20 protein-coding genes are annotated in these 17,782 nt (G+C 38.8%); 13 read left to right on the top strand and 7 right to left on the bottom strand.

All coding sequences use genetic code 11. The features are described 5' to 3' along the window. Window positions 1-60 precede the first annotated feature (60 nt). The 6 genes from M3191_RS15565 (at window position 61) to M3191_RS15540 (ending at window position 4,533) form a co-directional block, all read left to right on the top strand. Entirely contained in the window at window positions 61-2,016 is a 1,956-nt protein-coding gene (locus M3191_RS15565) for an LTA synthase family protein (protein ID WP_251701290.1), read from the top strand. A 395-nt stretch (window positions 2,017-2,411) separates the two neighbouring features. Further along, the gene (locus M3191_RS15560) at window positions 2,412-2,654 is read left to right on the top strand and encodes a hypothetical protein (protein WP_251701289.1); all 243 of its coding nucleotides are present in this window, start codon (window positions 2,412-2,414) and stop codon (window positions 2,652-2,654) included. Beyond that, the gene (locus M3191_RS15555) at window positions 2,651-2,941 is read left to right on the top strand and encodes a hypothetical protein (protein ID WP_251701288.1); all 291 of its coding nucleotides are present in this window, start codon (window positions 2,651-2,653) and stop codon (window positions 2,939-2,941) included. The genes M3191_RS15560 and M3191_RS15555 overlap by 4 nt, the downstream gene beginning before the upstream one ends. A gap of 173 nt (window positions 2,942-3,114) precedes the next feature. Beyond that, entirely contained in the window at window positions 3,115-3,414 is a 300-nt protein-coding gene (locus M3191_RS15550; RefSeq protein WP_251701325.1) for a hypothetical protein, read from the top strand. Between the two features lie 414 nt (window positions 3,415-3,828). Continuing rightward, the gene (locus M3191_RS15545) at window positions 3,829-4,113 is read left to right on the top strand and encodes a hypothetical protein (RefSeq protein ID WP_251701287.1); all 285 of its coding nucleotides are present in this window, start codon (window positions 3,829-3,831) and stop codon (window positions 4,111-4,113) included. 15 nt (window positions 4,114-4,128) lie between these two features. After that, entirely contained in the window at window positions 4,129-4,533 is a 405-nt protein-coding gene (locus M3191_RS15540; RefSeq protein WP_251701286.1) for a hypothetical protein, read from the top strand. 80 nt (window positions 4,534-4,613) lie between these two features. On the opposite strand, the gene M3191_RS15535 is transcribed toward M3191_RS15540, so the two are convergent. Together M3191_RS15535 and M3191_RS15530 are read right to left on the bottom strand one after the other, a co-directional pair. Beyond that, complete coding sequence (locus M3191_RS15535) at window positions 4,614-5,228, bottom strand: hydrolase (protein WP_353056537.1); 615 nt, start codon at window positions 5,226-5,228, stop codon at window positions 4,614-4,616. Then, window positions 5,225-6,025, bottom strand: coding sequence for a hypothetical protein (locus M3191_RS15530; protein WP_251701285.1), 801 nt, complete (start codon window positions 6,023-6,025; stop codon window positions 5,225-5,227). The genes M3191_RS15535 and M3191_RS15530 overlap by 4 nt, the downstream gene beginning before the upstream one ends. 248 nt (window positions 6,026-6,273) lie before the next feature. On the opposite strand from M3191_RS15530, the gene sstT reads away from it, so the two are divergent. After that, window positions 6,274-7,527, top strand: coding sequence for a serine/threonine transporter SstT (gene sstT / locus M3191_RS15525; protein ID WP_251701284.1), 1,254 nt, complete (start codon window positions 6,274-6,276; stop codon window positions 7,525-7,527). Between the two features lie 382 nt (window positions 7,528-7,909). Continuing rightward, the gene (locus tag M3191_RS15520; RefSeq protein ID WP_251701283.1) at window positions 7,910-9,181 is read left to right on the top strand and encodes a RidA family protein; all 1,272 of its coding nucleotides are present in this window, start codon (window positions 7,910-7,912) and stop codon (window positions 9,179-9,181) included. A 74-nt stretch (window positions 9,182-9,255) separates the two neighbouring features. On the opposite strand, the gene M3191_RS15515 is transcribed toward M3191_RS15520, so the two are convergent. From M3191_RS15515 to M3191_RS15495, 5 genes are all read right to left on the bottom strand, one after another. Beyond that, entirely contained in the window at window positions 9,256-10,425 is a 1,170-nt protein-coding gene (locus M3191_RS15515) for a peptidase (protein ID WP_251701282.1), read from the bottom strand. Window positions 10,426-10,550: 125 nt separating this feature from the next. Beyond that, window positions 10,551-11,735 (bottom strand): HD-GYP domain-containing protein, encoded by a 1,185-nt coding sequence (locus M3191_RS15510; RefSeq protein WP_251701281.1) that lies wholly within the window; start codon window positions 11,733-11,735, stop codon window positions 10,551-10,553. A gap of 201 nt (window positions 11,736-11,936) precedes the next feature. Further along, the gene (locus M3191_RS15505; RefSeq protein ID WP_251701280.1) at window positions 11,937-12,563 is read right to left on the bottom strand and encodes a 2OG-Fe(II) oxygenase; all 627 of its coding nucleotides are present in this window, start codon (window positions 12,561-12,563) and stop codon (window positions 11,937-11,939) included. A 243-nt stretch (window positions 12,564-12,806) separates the two neighbouring features. After that, a complete protein-coding gene (locus tag M3191_RS15500; protein ID WP_251701279.1) occupies window positions 12,807-13,784 on the bottom strand; it encodes a tRNA dihydrouridine synthase in 978 nt (325 codons plus the stop codon). A 151-nt stretch (window positions 13,785-13,935) separates the two neighbouring features. Continuing rightward, window positions 13,936-14,271 (bottom strand): DMT family transporter, encoded by a 336-nt coding sequence (locus M3191_RS15495; protein ID WP_251696822.1) that lies wholly within the window; start codon window positions 14,269-14,271, stop codon window positions 13,936-13,938. A gap of 237 nt (window positions 14,272-14,508) precedes the next feature. Between M3191_RS15495 and M3191_RS15490 the strand changes: the two genes are divergently transcribed. From M3191_RS15490 to M3191_RS15470, 5 genes are all read left to right on the top strand, one after another. Next, complete coding sequence (locus tag M3191_RS15490) at window positions 14,509-15,405, top strand: DMT family transporter (RefSeq protein ID WP_251701278.1); 897 nt, start codon at window positions 14,509-14,511, stop codon at window positions 15,403-15,405. Continuing rightward, window positions 15,389-15,796: a hypothetical protein gene (locus M3191_RS15485; protein ID WP_251701277.1), complete on the top strand. Its 408-nt coding sequence runs from the start codon at window positions 15,389-15,391 to the stop codon at window positions 15,794-15,796. Before M3191_RS15490 ends, M3191_RS15485 begins: the two co-directional genes overlap by 17 nt. A gap of 142 nt (window positions 15,797-15,938) precedes the next feature. Further along, entirely contained in the window at window positions 15,939-16,802 is an 864-nt protein-coding gene (locus M3191_RS15480; RefSeq protein ID WP_251701276.1) for an aminoglycoside phosphotransferase family protein, read from the top strand. 147 nt (window positions 16,803-16,949) lie between these two features. Next, complete coding sequence (locus tag M3191_RS15475) at window positions 16,950-17,339, top strand: NUDIX hydrolase (protein ID WP_251701275.1); 390 nt, start codon at window positions 16,950-16,952, stop codon at window positions 17,337-17,339. A 93-nt stretch (window positions 17,340-17,432) separates the two neighbouring features. After that, window positions 17,433-17,678, top strand: coding sequence for a YesK family protein (locus tag M3191_RS15470; RefSeq protein WP_251701274.1), 246 nt, complete (start codon window positions 17,433-17,435; stop codon window positions 17,676-17,678). Window positions 17,679-17,782 lie beyond the last annotated feature (104 nt).

Below are 17,782 nucleotides of genomic sequence, written 5' to 3'. Positions count from 1 at the left end.
TTTAAAATAATATTTTCCATAGATCTGAAGTAAAATAAAAAGTAAAAGGTTGGTGTTTGCATGAGAAATCAATGGAATGTGAAAGATTTTCTTCTACACAACTTTTTAGGAATATATGCAATAGCTGTATTGATGTTATGGATGAAAACATATATCGCCCAAGCTACACAATTTGAATTAGGAGTAGAAGGACCTCTTCAGCAATTCCTTTTACTGCTTAATCCGCTCGGTTCAGTATTGCTGTTTCTAGGAGTTTCATTTTTGTTTAAAGGAAAGAAAAAATATACAGTGCTCGTCGTCATATACACGCTCATGTCGATTCTTTTATATGCGAATGTCGTCTATTACCGGTTTTTCAGTGATTTCATTACAATACCTACCCTTATGCAAACGCAGAATTTCGGGGATTTGGGCGGGAGCGTTCTATCCTTGCTAAAACCTTATGATATTTTGTTCTTTGTGGATGTAGTGGTATTGATGTACCTTCGACTCTCACGTAAGGTACAAAAAGAGACGAATCGGATTGGATCTAAAAAAGCCGCCGCGATTATTGCTGTTGCCTTAGTAATTTCCATTATCAATCTAGGACTGGCTGAAGCTAGTCGGCCGCAACTGTTGACTCGCGGTTTTGATAGAAATTATATTGTGAAATATCTAGGGATGTATAATTACACGATTTATGACTCGGTAGAAACGGCGGCAGCGTCATCGCAAAGAGCTTTGGCGGATAGCAGTGATCTAACGGAAGTGATCAACTATACACAATCTGCATACGCCGAACCGAATCCAGCCTATTTTGGGGCAGCCAAAGGAATGAACGTCATCTATTTGCATTTAGAGTCATTCCAAAACTTTCTGATTAACTACAAATTGAATGGAGAAGAAGTTACACCGTTTTTAAATTCATTAACAAAAGATAAGAATACAGCGTACTTCAATAACTTCTTCCACCAAACGGGCCAAGGCAAAACGTCCGATGCGGAATTCATGCTGGAGAACTCCCTATTCGGGTTGCCGCAAGGATCTGCTTTTATTACGAAAGCACAAAATACGTACCAGGCCGCCCCAAGTATTTTAAAGGATTATGGGTATACATCCGCTGTATTCCACGGTAATAACGGCAGCTTCTGGAATCGGAATACCATCTATAAAGCATTTGGATTCGACCATTTCTTCGATGCGAGTTATTATGATACGAGTTCGCCAATCGACATGGCGGAATATGGATTGTTGGATAAACCGTTCTATGAGCAATCTGAAAGTCTGTTGAGTTCACTGCCGCAACCTTTTTATGCGAAATTCATTACGGTAGCAAACCACTATCCCTATGCGATGGATCAAGACTTGGTGACAATCGATAAAGCCCAGACTGGAGACAGCAGTGTGGACGATTATTTCCAAACTGCGCGGTATACAGACGAAGCGATTGAAAAAGTTTTCACTCGCTTAAAGGAAATGGGCTTATATGATAACTCGATCATTGTCCTGTATGGCGACCATTATGGGATCTCCGATAATCATAAAAGAGCGATGGCAAAAATTATGGGGAAAGAAATTACCCCTTATGAAAGTGCGAACTTGCAGCGCGTCCCTTTATTCATACATGTTCCTGGAATGAAAGGCGGCATCAACCACACGTATGGCGGTCAAACAGACCTACTTCCGACGTTGTTGCATTTGCTTGGAATTGATACGAAAGACTTTGTTCAATTCGGTTCCGATTTATTCTCGAAAGAGCATAATGAAGTTGTCGCGTTTCGAAATGGCGATTTTATCAGCCCGACGATTGATTCAATAAATGAAAAGTTTTATGATAATCAAACAGGCTTACTGCTCGACGAACGTCAAATGGAGCGTGCCAATGCTTTGAAAAAAGAAGTGGATTATAAATTGGAGCTTTCCGATAAAGTCGTGAATGGCGACTTATTGAGATTTTATACGCCAAACGGGTATACGCCTGTCGATCCTTCTCAGTACAACTACACGAAAGATGCAGATATACAATCAAACGAATGACAGACTATATCCAAAGATTTATTAAAAAACAGCCGAATGTAGAGGGGGGAACCTCTTTCATTCGGCTGTTTTTCATATGATCATTTACTTTTAAAGTCACAATCCTTCAATGGAATCAACTTTGTTTTGTGCTTAACTTTATATATCAGCCAAACGATCAAGAAGAGGGGGGAGGCCGATATAGGAAACGAGCAAAAATATTACAACATAAAGTCGTCGAATTGCTATATGGGCACACTTCCTGAGTTAGGATTTGTGCCTTTTTTAAATATTGGCGGTTTGCTTAAATGAGACATTGAAACTTTTTATGAAATGAGCCGTATTACTAATAGTCGGAAAATTATTTACGTAAAAAAAGCATAGCTTTGTGAAGCAAATGGGAAGGGGGAGGTTCAGTGGAGGATGAAAATTGGAATGCCAAGGGGAAGGTTAACGAAAATAAATTAATGATGAGAGAAGCAGGTTTTGTAGCGTTAGTAATAATGCTTTTTCTACAATACTTTAAGTTCGCTGCTTACTTGTCGAATAAATACTTTTTTGATAGTTATTTCATGAGCTATCTTGTCTTGTTTTTAGGAATTCCTTTATGTTACTTTGCTGTGAAATATTTGGTTCAGGTGATTAAAAAAATAATATGAAAATAGTAAGAGGACAGTGTAAGGATGATGGACAGTTTGAAGCAATATATGCGGAATGTAAAGAGAATGGAGGGGGTGTAAAAAAATTGAAGTTCCTTACACATTACGAGTGGAGAATAAGTAAAATTGCTCTAACAGCACTTCTCGGGACCTTTATTGCAATCATCGTCATTCAACGTGAGCTGAACCTAACATTTGCAATAGGGTATCTTGCCTTTTTTGCAGTAGTGGTGGCTTGTAATGCGATTTACGTGTTCTTTAAAAGAAAGAAAAACAGCGGCCCTTGAGACAACATTCGAAACTACTGATAGACTATCCCGGCACATTTCTTGAATCAGGATCTGTGCCAGTTTTTAATTTGGGTGGTTTGCTTATATGAGTCGTTGGAACTTTTTGCGAAATCAATCGTATTACTAATAATCGGAAAAATTTTTGAAGGGGTGTTTTTTTGACACGAAAAATGAATACGCCCAAAAAACACAGTTTCATTAGCTACATTTCACTGCTTATAGGAGTTATTTGTTTCTTTATCGTTTTCGTGGAACCTACGAGAATTGCAAATGTTGGAAGCTTGGTTGGTGATAGGATAACACTTATCCTCACAGCTACAGGTATTTTATTATCAATTGTAGGCTTGGTGAAAAGAACGGAGAAAAACACCATACCGATTATTTCATTAATTCTCTCTTCGTCTTTTTTTATTTTTTGGATTATCATGTTACTTTTATTGTTCACTGGTCAAGTCCCATTTGCACCATAATGCAGCAAAATGACCACTTTATCATTACTAGGGGGGGCGATATATTGAATAGTTTCCCGTTTATTATTGTACCTATGATAGCGGTTTTAGTTGTTAGTACGATAATGTCGAAAATATATAAGGATAAAGAAAAAAAGGATACAGGGTTTGTACTCAATTATTATCGATTAACTTATCGAAGGAGATTCATACGTGCCATTTGGGGAGTTCCAATTGTATCCCTATTATTTCTTGCTTTGTATTGGTTTAGTGATTTGACGTCAAATGAGTATAAAGTCATCGGAATTATTTTCTTTTTATTATTCTCATTAGACATCGGCTACAATTACACTAAATGGAAAAAGAATGAGAAAAGTTGATAAGTGAATGGATTTTCTTCTATACAGCATCAACGAAGAAGGAGGTTGCACCAATTTGAAAAGTGCTTTTAGTGTTTGGTCAATTGTCTTTATAGCATCTGGATTACTGGCACTTGTGATCAATTGGATTTCACTTGAAATCATCGAACCTGTTGTCCTCATAGGATTTATACTTTTAGTACTTGGAGTTATCTATAGTTTTATTGCCCTCTCAAAAAAAGAAGAGGGCGCATTGAAAGTGATTTCTGGCATATCCTTTTTTGTCATATTATTTTTCCTCGTTTGGTTCGAACCGTTGCTGATTATATATATCATGACTTGGTTAAAGAATATCTTTTAACACAGGGGGATGCTGGTGAGGAATATAATTACTTCTACGTTACTATCGATGGTTGTTTTGGTGTTGGCGGGATGCAATGCCCAACCTAAATTGAAAGGCTTTTATCAAAGTGAAACGCATGTGAATGGTTATTACATTCAAATCTCGATTTTCCACAATGATAACGCTTTTGTTGAATATATTGACAACATTGAAGTTGACAGAGGAACCTTTGAAGAGATTGAAACTGGCAAATACCTCATGACAAGTGATCAGCAACAGTTTACGATTGACCTAACGAAAGACAACACATTTCACATGACGATAATAAAATTAAATGATGGAAACCCGATTAACATGGTAAATCTCGGTGATGTACCGGTCACTTTCCCGGTTCATTTCGATGACGTTGAAGAATATAAAGAATTAATAGGTGAATAAACCCTACTTCACTGCTCATCGAAACAAATACCAGGCACAAAACGTTTAAAGAAACGAGTGCCTGGCACTTGGAACCCGTACTATTTTATAATCTTCAAGATCTGTTTAAACTCCTCGGCATCTGCCGTTTCCAACAATTCATAAATGGCCATTTCAACGCTCGTTCCGAGAATGCCAAGTGCCTTCATCTTCTCAAGCCCGAGTTGGTTATTTGCCAATGTGCGGGACGATACGGCGTCTTCCACGACTTGTACATCGTAGTTCGATTCTTTCAGGTCGGCAGCCGTTTGGTAGACGCAAATATGCGTCTCGATGCCTGCAATGAGGATTTGCTCTCTATTCGTTGCCCGTAGCGCATTCATGAACGCCTCGGTCTTACATGCGCTGAACGTCATTTTCGAAATAGGCGCAAGTCCTTCCAATTGTTCTGCAACTTCTTCCACAGTCGGTCCCAATCCTTCAGGATACTGTTCGAGCCAAATTAGCGGCACATCCAAAATCCGCAAGCAGCTGATCAGCTTCCTCAAATTATCGATGACCGCCTCACTGTCATGCACGATTCTGGCCAATTTCCCTTGAACATCGACTAATACAAACACCGTTTGATCTTTTGTAAACATATGAACTCCTAGCCCCCTTTGTGTATGTACAGGTAATTGTTTGATTGTTCTATATTCAATCATACCATGTTTCATGCCAATAAACCGCCTGTCTCTACTGGCGTGTCATACAGCATGAAAATGTCCTTGAAATACGTCTCATCAACCAACTTGTCCAAAACCCCTTTGTAATACCCCGGTAAATTACGAACTTCCTTCTTCTTTGTAGCCATCACTGTAATCATCAATGCACGATATGCAAGTTCTTCGAAGACAGACTTGTCGTCTTTATAAATTTCATACTTCAGCATCCTTCCGGAAATGGCCAAGTGAATTCCGTAAAATTCACGGGCTGTTTTTGTGTCTCCAATTGTCGAGGCAAGCAGTTCTTTCATCCGGCTGAATAGACTTGTGGATAACTTTGGCGATTCCGTAGGAGACGTGTAGTTAAGATCTTTAGATTTTAATAGAGATTTAGAAAGAAGAGCTTCGTCTGCTGGAAGTTGCTCGTTATCCTTGTCCTCATGCGGTTTAACATCGTTGTCCCGGTCGCTCATTTTCCCCTGGTCATCGAAAGGTAAAATGATATAAATGTTGGCGCCGAGTCCGCTCATGACCGGGCGTATGTAATGGACTTTCTCGATAATGCCTAAGTTGACGAGTTTGCGGATGGCGCGTCTGACGGTCACATTTGATTTCCCTGTTGCGTCTTCGATCGTCCCGTGTTTCAGATGTGCCGCTCCGTATTTGACAGAGTATCGACGGATTATGTCGAGCACTTGGCGGTCTGATTTCGTCAATTCATCCCAGTGGGTCTTCACATGCTGTTCAGCTGCAGCGTCCATTTCTTCAATCGTGTTGAATCGTGCGTATTCTTTCAAGTAGTGTGTCATTTACATTTCCCCCTTTGCCCTCTATATAGATGGGAGGGATCAAAAAGGATACTATGTAGAGAGAAAAGTTTAAAATGGTTCTAAATGACTATAACAGATACTTCAACGCTCAAAATTCCAAAATCCGTTAATTATAAAAATGTGCTTCACAATTCTAAAAAGATTGTGATAAAATAAGGCATCAGTCTACTCTAACAGGGAGAAATGATTGAAGACTTTATACAACAAAAGATATTGGGGGTAGACGAATGAGAAATGTAGTTGGTACATGGAATCAAATAAGCCTAGTAAAAAGAATAGTTATCGGTATTCTAGTCGGTCTTGTCTTAGCTTTAACAGTTCCCAATGCCGCAAGTTGGATCACCATTTTTGGTGCATTATTTGTCGGTGCATTGAAAGCGGTTGCACCAGTATTAGTCTTATTCTTGGTGATGCATGCAATTGCTGTGCATAAGAGCGGTACGAAAACGAATATGAAATCGATTCTTGGTTTGTACGCCATTGGTACATTGCTGGCTGGAGCTGTCGCTGTAGTAGCGAGCTTTTTATTCCCAGTGAAATTGACATTGACAACAGGGGCTGAGGATCTTTCACCTCCTGAAGGCATAATGGAAGTATTGGAAACATTATTATTCAACCTAGTTTCTAATCCGATTGATGCATTAGTCAATGCGAACTATCTAGGTATCTTAATGTGGGCAGTCGTATTAGGGATTGCATTAAAAAAGGCAAATCAACATACAAAAGATATGTTAGGAAGTTTTTCGGATGCAGTCACCATAGTCGTGCAGTGGGTGATCAATTTGGCACCACTCGGTATTATGGGTCTTGTATTCGATGCAATTGTATCAACGGGACTTTCCGCTTTGCTTGTTTATGGACGCTTAATCTTAATTTTAGTGGGATGTATGTTGTTTATCGCACTAGTCGTGAACCCGTTAATTGTATATGTCTATACGCGCAAAAATCCATATCCACTAGTATTCATGGTGTTGAGAGAAAGTGGAATTACCGCATTCTTTACACGTAGTTCTGCTGCTAATATTCCAGTAAATATGAAGTTAGCTGAAAAACTTGGTTTGGATGAGGATACGTATGCAGTCTCAATTCCTCTTGGTGCAACAATCAATATGGCCGGTGCAGCCGTTACAATTGCTGTACTAACACTTGCAACAGTTCATACGCTTGGGATTGAAGTCGACATTCTGACTTCAATTATGCTTTCAGTAGTTGCGGCTATCTCTGCAGCCGGTGCATCCGGTGTTGCAGGCGGATCACTTTTATTGATACCGCTAGCATGTAGTTTGTTTGGAGTACCAAATGATATTGCCATGCAAGTAGTTGGCGTTGGTTTTATCATCGGAGTTATTCAGGATTCTTGTGAAACTGCATTGAATTCGTCTTCGGACGTATTGTTTACAGCTACAGCTGAATATGCGAATGAACGTAAAGAAGGTAAAGAGGTTTCTATGCAATCTTCTTGGAAGTTCCGGAAAGTTTAAGATATCCATTTGCTTGAACAGCTAAAAAGCCACGATTACTGAAGATAATTCAGTGATTGTGGTTTTTTAATGAGGAATAATGTGTCGTGTTTGACAATGCAGACACCCTTATGTTTATACTAGGTAGTTCTATGTGGTATTCCAGAGCTCGGATATGATAACACTACATAGCGAAGAGGAGAAATCCTTTTGGCCGGCTTATGTAACAACTTACTCAAAGGGGTTCTTTCCTCTTGGGGTGTAATTCAGTATTCGCTATTGAAGAATGGTAATGGTCTACTAGTAATGCTTCTCTGCAACGCAGAAAAGAACTAAGGTTTAGACCGGGTTTTTCAGCGCATACTTGAGTTAATAAATACTTATTAAAAAGGGGACTAATATTATGAGCGGATATAACGCAGTATCAGCAAAAAACACGGAAAATGCACCAAGCGGTAACGGTCTGTTTTCACATTCAGTAGCTTTCTCTCACTACAATAACCTTTCAGCTCAATTGCCTGTAGATCCATCAACAGGTAAATTGGTTGCTGGTGGCATAACTGAGCAAGCGAAGCAGTGCTTTACGAACATTAAGTCAATTGTAGACAGCATCGGTCATGTTATGAGCGATATCGTTCGAATCACAGTATTCGTGAAAGATATTAAAGACGTTGATGCAGTTAACGAAGTTTATAAAACATTCTTCCCAACTTATGTTCCTGCACGCACAAACGTTGCAGTTGCAGCTTTGCCAATGGATGCTATGGTCCAAGTTGAAGCACTTCTTTCACACGGAGAAGGTTCAATTCCAAATGCTCCACAAGCAGGCGACCTTATCAAGCTAACGAATAACACTGCGAATGCGCCTACATGTGCATTATCTACTCAAACTGTCGCATTCTCTCACTACAATTACCTTTCAGCTCAATTGCCGATCGATCCGAAAACAGGCAGATTGGTTATTGGTGGCGTAAAAGAGCAAGCTGCACAGTCCTTGAAAAACATTAAAGCTATTCTAGAAAGCATTGACGTTCCTTTTGACGATATCGTTAAAATGACGATCTTCGTTAAAGACCTTGCAGATATGGAAGCGGTAAACGAAGTGTATTCAACATTCTTCCCAGACTCCGCTATCGCTAGAACTGTTGCCTATGTCCCTGCACGTACAGTAGTTGAAGCATCAGCTCTACCTATGGGTGCTTTGGTACAAATGGAAGCAGTTGTGTCACACGGTGATGGTACGCCTCCACAGGAGATTGAAGATAGACATGGTATCGTTATTTGGGCAAACAACACGGACAATGCACCAAAGAACTCACTGTCTACACAAACTGTGGCGTTCTCTCATTACAATCACCTTTCAGGTCAATTACCTTTGGAAGCAAAAACAGGCCAATTGGTAGCTGGTGGCGTAAAAGAGCAAGCTGAACAATGCTTGAAAAATGTTAAAGCAATTGTTGAAAGCATCGACCACGCTATGGAGGATATCGTTAAAGTAAACCTCTTCCTTACAAACCTTGAGGATATCGATGCAGTAGATGAAGTTTACAAAACATTCTTCCCAGGAGGAGTTCCTGCACGTAGAACAGTTGGTGTTTCAGCTCTACCTGAAGGTGCTTCAATCCAAGTCGATGTAGTCGTATCAAACGCTGAAGGAACACCTCCACAAGCGTAACTAATTATAAAAAGGAGCTATCTTCAATGAAAATTGAAGTAGCTCCTTTTTTACGTCTATACCTCTCATACCTCTCATGCCTTTCTCTTAGAGTACACGAGCAAACCTAATAGAAGTACGGTTTGTCCAAGAAAAGCGATTGCGTCCCAAAAAGCAGATGGCGTCGAAGACGAAAGTAAATTAGAAAAAACTTGTGAATAGGCATAATAAGCCTGCGGCAGAAAATAAAAGACAATTAGACTAAAAGATAACAGAATTCCAGCGATATAAAACAAGCTGTACATACGAACAATTCTTTGTTCTCCATCGAACGTTTCCGCATCAACGGAATCGCTTTTTAAAAACGGCAGCCATTTACTTAAATACTTCTTTCCGCTTTCCATCAAGTTATAGCATCCCGTACTGTTTTCAACGAAATAATAGATATCTGTTTTCATGTAAAAACAGCATTGATATAAGGTTTTTATGAAAATATCCAATACGACTATCCCTAAAAAACCTAGTAAAATGCTGTTGGCTTCCGGGATAAGAAGTTGCAACGTTAACGCGATTAATACAACTACTTGCTCAAAAGACATTCCCGCGAAATAGAGGATGTTCCTTTGCCTCGGCGCGAGTTTCCATGCTGAAGTTAAGTCCGTCTCAAACACGACAAAGATAAGCCGGTTCCCAATACCTAATGTAGCGGGTAAATCATATGAGCGGATCGCTAAAATATGCCCGAACTCATGAACGATGATTAATATAAGGGAAATCAGCATGTAGGCGACGATATTAAGCATCATCGAATCAAATATAAATATATCTTTATAATGAGGGAATAATCCAGGGTTCCAGACGATAAGTGAAATGTTGATCAGTAATAAAATCACATAAATTTTATTTGTTATTCCATTGAAAAAGAAACGCCCGACAGAAGAGGGGAGCCATGTAAATCCACTCGAAGCTTGGCTTTCCTTTTTTAGAGTCGTTTTTTCTCCATCTATCTCTTGAACAAGACCTAATTCAATGAGCTGTCTGCCAAATTCAATCATATCGACAGTTTCATTCGGATATTTTTCCTGCAGTTCTAATTCTATTTCACCTAACGTTTGGCCTTTATTTATCCTATCAATCGCATCAATACAAATCACTGGCATTTCAAAAAACTCACCAGAGACAGGTTCTTCAACGATATAATTCTTCTTATCTTTTTGAATGGATAAAGGATAAAGAGTGAGTTGTGATTGTGTTGTTAATTTCAAACTTAGCTCCACCGTTCTTTAAAAATGAAAAAAGGATGCTATAACTATAGCATCCCTTTTTTAAGATTCCTTAAATTTTTGGAATAAAGAAACACCACCAGCATGTTACTTTAACTTGTTTAAGTTTACGGATTTTCATGTTTGTGCCCCTCCTTTGGTATATGAACTTTGTTATATTGTATAGAGATTGTAATCCAATCTTGATACACTTGTTTAAAAATCTCCACCAATTCAGGATCGAACTGGGATCCCTTTCCATCCACTATTCGTTTATAAGCTTCTTCAAAAGGAAGCGCTGGTCGGTAGGACCTTGTGGAAGTCATTGCATCAAAGGCATCTGCAACCGCTGTAATTCTAGCAACAAGGGGTGTTTGTTCTCCAGTAAGTCCATCTGGATAGCCCTTACCATCCCATCTTTCATGATGATGATAAACGACAGCAAGATTGCCACCGATCCCTTGTACATCTTCAATTGCTTTCGCTCCCACAACAGGGTGAGTTTTAATCACTTCATATTCTTCCTCTGTTAGTTTACCATGTTTCGCCAAAATAGTATCGGGAATATTGACTTTCCCTAAGTCATGCAGTAAACAAGCATAATAGAAAGAATGTAATTCAGATTCACTAACCTTCCCAGTTGCTTTTGCAAGACTCATCGCATATTCCGCCACACGCTCACTATGTCCTCGCGTATATGGATCCTTTAACTCTAATGTGGCAATAACCCCTTTGACCATTCCAGCTAATTGTTCGTCATAGGAAGTTGTTAATGCCTTCACGTAACTTAAAAATCGATGAAGAAGGATGTAAGCAATAATAGCCAATAAGATGTTGATAATAACAGGAAATAATATGACAGGATCTTGTATGAATACTCCTACCAATATATATTTTAGAATTACACCAAACGTAACTAAATAGAAAAATCGTTTATTAATAAAAATTGGCGAAAACAAGAAAATAACTAATTCTACAAGGTTACCACTAGAATAAAATTCTGCTTTGCCGAAATAATAATAAATATCCGTTACTATGGTAGTAACCAAATAGGTAATAACTACAATATGTTTTACCTTCTCAGGCTTTCCCTTTTTAAAAAAATAGATGGTAACAGGGATAAGGAGGATAATGATTAGATGTTTAATGGTATTTAGAAAAGACCAAACTGTATCTGGAATTTCAGTCGCCCATGGAAATATTGGAAACACTTTATAATAAATAATTTCATATAAAAAAAACACAATATAAAATAACCACATGAACAAAATAGTAGCTCTTTTTTCTTCTTGTAATAGAGATGTTTTATTCATTTTTCTACCCCAGTAAGTACATTTAAATGGTGATGTAGTTGTGACTTTTTCATAGTGACTAGCTTCCTTCGTTATGGATTTTACTTTATACTTTGTATATCGGCAGATAATAATAAATCTGAAGTGTTTTGTCCATCTTCAGGATAGTATTATCACAACTAAGAAAGGACCATCCCTAAAATATAGGGAGGTCCTTCTTTCTTACCTAATTTTCTTTTTTCTCATCCATTGCGTTGCGACCCATTTTTCACCGGTTATAACAGGTGCGCCACCATGTAAAGTTAACTCATTCATAGCTTGATCATTATAGAAATACTCGAAGTAAACTGCCATACCCTTTTTAGGTGATACTGAAAAATTCAGTTTAGGGAAGTACGTTTCTCCGCCTTGTTCTACATCATTTAAATACATAACGAGTGTACTAATTCTATTATTGTCCGCTGCTTTAAAGAAATCATGGTGAGCTTTGTATTGTTGGCCAGGAGTATATTGAAGGATTTGAAGGCCTTCTCCGTGTTCAATTGGGATATTCATAATAGAAGAGACTCTGCTTTCGACTCTTGCAACAATTTCGTTTTCACTTTCCTCAATAAACGTACTACTACTTGTTCTCAGTTCATTTACTTCGCGTGTCGTTCCGATTTTTGAGCGTTGCATTTTATCCTTAGACAATTTGATCAGTTCTTCGCACTCTTCGTCACTTAAGACATTTCCTAAAACCACTATCAATGGTTCTTCTAGTCTAACGACTATATCAATCTCTCTATCCGTACTAATTTTACTTCCTACGTGATCAAATATCGTTAGCTCTTTATTTTCCGTTATCATCTTCAAACCACCTCGTAAACGAATTTTAAAACAAATGCATTTTGGGTAATGAGTATGCGTGGTTTAACGGTCTTCGTCTTTCTTTTGGGATTAAATTCAATTTATTTTAGCACGTAATTATACATATCGCAAACTTACGTGTATTTTAAAGAGGAGTACTCATCTGAATATTCGTGATAAAAAAGAGAGGTTGGAAAGTGCTCTCATTTTCCAACCTCTCTACTTGGGTTTATTATATTCGTGTCAATCCAGTTCTTTTTCCAAAACTTCCTTCACCAATTCCCGCACCTCATCCGTCGACTTCGTATCCATCAATCGATTCCTCAACTCACCAGCACCCCTAAATCCGCGAATATAGATTTTGAAGAAGCGGACAAGTGGTTTATATGGACGCGGTTCAAGTTCGTTTGAGTATTTATCGTGGAGATCCAAGTGCAGCAGTAATAAATCGAGATATTCTTTCACGCTGCGTTCTGTAGGTTCCTCTTCAAATGCGAAAGGATTCGTGAACACGCCTCGGCCAATCATGACGCCATCCACGCCGTATTGTTCCACTAATTTCAACCCAGTTGCGCGGTCAGGGATATCGCCATTAATCGTTAACAATGTATTAGGAGCAATTTCATCACGCAGTTTTTTTATTTTCGGAATCAGTTCCCAGTGTGCATCCACTTTACTCATTTCTTTCCTTGTGCGTAGGTGGATGGAAAGATTCGCGATGTCTTGTTTCAGTACATGTCTTAACCAATCGCGCCATTCGTCAATTTCACTGTAGCCTAATCTTGTTTTAACACTGACTGGCAATCCACCAGCTTTTGCGGCTTGAATAAGTTCTGCTGCCACTTCCGGACGTTGTATTAAACCAGCACCTTTTCCGTTGGCTGCAACGTTAGGAACGGGGCATCCCATATTCAGATCGATACCACGGAAACCAAGTTTTTTCATATCGATGCTCATCTGTGAAAAGAACTCAGGTTTATCGCCCCAAATATGAGCGACAATCGGTTGTTCATCTTCCGTGAACGTCAACCGGCCGCGCACACTATCTCTTCCTTCAGGATGGCAGTAGCTTTCCGTATTCGTGAACTCCGTAAAGAATACATCGGGTCTTGCTGCTGCGCTGATGACGTGACGAAACACGACGTCTGTAACATCTTCCATTGGTGCTAATATAAAAAACGGCTTCGGCAATTCAAGCCAAAAATTATCCTCGTTATTCATCTTATATCCTCCTGTTGCATGCAAAATCCTTTGCTCATCAAATAGTATCATTTTTTATTGTCTAATGCACTGATACATTCTTGTTAAGGATCAAGGGCTCCATTATCTCGACAAGGGTTCCATTCTTTCCTACAAAGGCCCATTAGTACTGCTAGCTGGCTTCGTTTTGCCCCGGTCCGAATAAATTCAAAATTACCACTCCAACAAGTATGAAAGTGATTCCGACAATGCTAGCCAAATTGATTTTTTCCTTCCAGATGCTAACTGAAATGATCACAGTCGCAACAATCCCGATTCCTGACCAAATCGCATAGGCAGTGTTTAAAGGGATTGTTTTCAAGGACAGCGATAAAAAGAAAAAGCAACTAATGAAAGCGATGATGACCCCCAGTGTAGGGAACAGTTTTGTAAATCCCTCCGAGGCTTTTAATAAAGAAGTGCCAATTAGCTCCAGAGATATAGAAAGTGCTAAATATAAATAGGACATCGTTAAATTTCCTCCTGAAACATGTAAGAATGCGGTAGCTGCTAACCATTGACAGTAATCTCATTGTAACGCCCATACGTTTTTAATCAAATGCTGGGGCCCCGGAAACTTTCAGCCAAATGATTTGTAATAAATGACAGATTACTTCATCTATCCTCCGCTTTTAAGTGTTATACTTTTTGTATGAAACTTGCAAACTTTCAATTATGAAGAGTACCTTCGAAGGAGATTACCTTTATGAACAAGTGGCTATTTGCATTTCTAGTCGTATTGACGACATCGCTAATGGGGTCTGCTTTCACGATTGGAAAGATTGGATTGGCATACGCTACACCGATCATGTTGGTTGCACTACGTTTCCTCCTAGCTGGGGTCCTTATGGCGATTATTGTAAAGTGTTTACGAATCCCATATCCGAAGCATGTTTCGGTTTGGTTGAAAATAGCATTGATTGGATTCTTTCAAACAGCAGCTGTCATGGGATGCATCTTTGTCAGTTTGCGTACGATAACAGCGGGGCAATCATCTATCTTAACATTTACGAATCCACTATTGGTTGTACTATTTGGAACACTTTTCATGAAAATGACGTATAGTTGGCGACAATGGCTGGGCGTTATTTTGGGTTTTATTGGCGTACTGATTACGCTTGGTGCACAGGTGGACTTACGAATTGGAACACTTTATGGTTTTTTATCAGCCATTTCGTGGGCTATCGGCACTCTACTAATTAAAAAGTGGGGCACACAGATTAATACATGGGTATTAACGGCTTATCAAATGTTGTTTGGTGGGCTGATTCTGTTCGTTGGCAGTTTTCTATTGGAAGACCCTTCGTTTCAAATTACCCCAATATCAATTGCCATTTTAGTATGGTTGGCCTTAATGGCTTCCATTGTACAATTTGCAGTTTGGTTTTATCTTCTACAGAAAGGTGATCCGGGAAAGACAAGCGCATTTCTGTTTTTAGCTCCATTTTTCGGCGTTCTCACGGGTTGGCTATTATTAGATGAATCGATTTCGTGGAACGTAATCCTTGGTGGAGTTTGTATATTTATTGGCATCTTCTTAGTGAATTGGACGGCTAGGTTAAGGATGGAAAGAGAGGCTATTCATCATGACGCTAAACTATAAGGAGACATTTGATCGTTTTTCTCTCTACTTTTTAACGATTTTCATTTCTCCCTTTCTCTTTGGAATTTTCATGGCTCTTTATTCGATGATTGCTTTTCAAGACTCTTGGGGTTTTGGCTCAACTGTCTTGGTGGTGGGGATATATTCGTGGCCTTTCTTCGGGTTTGGGGCATTTCCTGTTTCATTGTACATCGACTTTTCTGCCCGAACTAAAATGTACCCGAATTGGGGAAAGGCACTTTTGTTTATAGGTTTCGGCGGTTTGGCGGGGCTTCTTGGTAGTGTGATTCTATTTAATCTTTATTCAATCATCTTCATGTTGATATTAGGTATGTTCGGTGGAGTCATTCATTTTTTCGTGTTGGCATTAATAAAAAAGCTTTTCAAGTAGTAATAGAGAACGTTAAACCCTGAATAGTATAGACGAGCCGGTGTTCTATACTTTTTCGAAGATACATACAGGCTAATGGATTGTTGGCAGGAAACTGAATTCAATGCTGATTGTTTTTGATTAATGAAGAAGGAGGGGTTGAATGTTAAATCGAGTCATTCAGCAATTCAAATTGAATGTTTTATCAATAAATGAAGTTGAAGATTCCCATAGTTCCACAGTTTATAAATGTTACTTGGATATTGGGGAAGTTGTATTTGTGAAAATACCTTACACAACATTGAAATGTCAACGAGAGTTGGAAGCCTATGAAATCTTAAAAGATAGAGTTTCCATTCCTGAAATGTTGGATTATTGGTCTGGTGATGAAGAGTGTCCCGGTGCGTTCTTATTAACTGAATTAAAGGGACAACCCCTAACAAATAAAGATCTACCCACAGTAGCGTTTCAGGTTGGAGTCCTTCATGCCTCAATGCATCAAATCCAGCCGCCTTCCATCTTACAATTAACTGGAATAAAAAATGAATTTCCGGATTGGTCTAATTTTGTGGAACGGCAATTTTATAGTTTTGCTGAGGATGTAAAGGAAGTCTTGGATGAATGCTTATACAGGCAGGCCATTGAAAAGTTCGAAAATATGAAACTCCAACTCCCGCCTTCAGATGGTCCGAGCTTTATACATATGGATTTTCGTCCAGCCAATATTATTGTTGATGAAGGTAAGGTGTCAGGTCTGATCGACTTTGAAAGTGTACGATTTGGTTCAACAGAAATCGATTTCACTAAACTGTACCGTGATTTTTTAAGCTTTGATTTTAACCTGTATCAGTCTTATGAGGAAGGCTATAACACCGTAAGACCAATAATTGATTTAGAGGTTGTGTTGCCTTTTTATCAATTTACTGATGCTTTTAATAGTATTGGCTGGTGTAAACGCCGTGGAATTGAAAAGAACGCTTCATTTCTGAAGGAAAATCTTTCAATCCTAAAAAAAGTGTTACTTTGACGGATGATTGATGAAATTCTTATGGCGAAACGTAAGTGGAAGAATCTGCAGAAAAAAGTGATAGGAGATCCTTTAGAACGAAGGATGGATTGAGACGAGAAAGTGAATATGCTATTCAATTAGGGTACTTGGCGGGGGGATAGGAGAATGAAAAGTTGGTCAGGTTCAGCAGGTATTTGTATTAATGAACAACAGGAAATATTAATGGTGAAAAGCTTCGAGTCAGAGGGGTGGGCAGTACCATCCGGTGGTATTGAGGGAGGTGAAAGCCCAGAAGAATGTTGCGTTAGAGAGGTTAAAGAAGAAACGGGATATGATGTGAAAGTCATTGAACGTTTAAAGGTGAAAGAAACGACCATAAATGAAATTCAGGTAAAAACATATTATTTCAGGGTTGAAAAGATCGGTGAAAGCAGCGGAATAAATGATCCTGATGAAATTATTGCCGAAGCCGAATGGAAGTCTTTATCTGAAATAAAAACGATACCCCATTCTTATCCTGAGGATTTAGGATTAATACTGGAGCAACTTAAATAGCAAGACCATAATTAACGTTAGCAGAATAACTCTCTTCTACTGTTACTAAATTTATGAAATTGGTTATACCATTTGGATAAGGTGGTAATGGAGATGGATATTTTTATACCAATCGGTTTAGGATTTGTTGTAAATTCATTAGTTTTTATTGCTTCTAAGAGTCTGAGACAAACTAATGAAAGATCACTACTAATTTGCCTGTTTGCCTTTGTAGCAGTTCTTCTAACATCCTTACTTATCGGTTCTTGGTCAGGTATGGGTCTGGGCGTAATCAGTTTAGGTATGTTGATCTTCGTGATTTTAATTGGGCTTTTGGAGTTGGCTCAGGAAATCAATTAAATAATGCTATTTGAAAGAAAGTACGACTCGTTGTTTCTTCAGTATGAAGAAATTTCAAGGTGCTCATTTCATTGTCCAAAGGTTAAGGAGAGCAGTTAAATGTG

The organism is Sporosarcina luteola (assembly GCF_023715535.1).
Lineage (GTDB): Bacteria > Bacillota > Bacilli > Bacillales_A > Planococcaceae > Sporosarcina > Sporosarcina luteola_B.
This window is presented reverse-complemented; position numbering and strand designations above follow the sequence as displayed.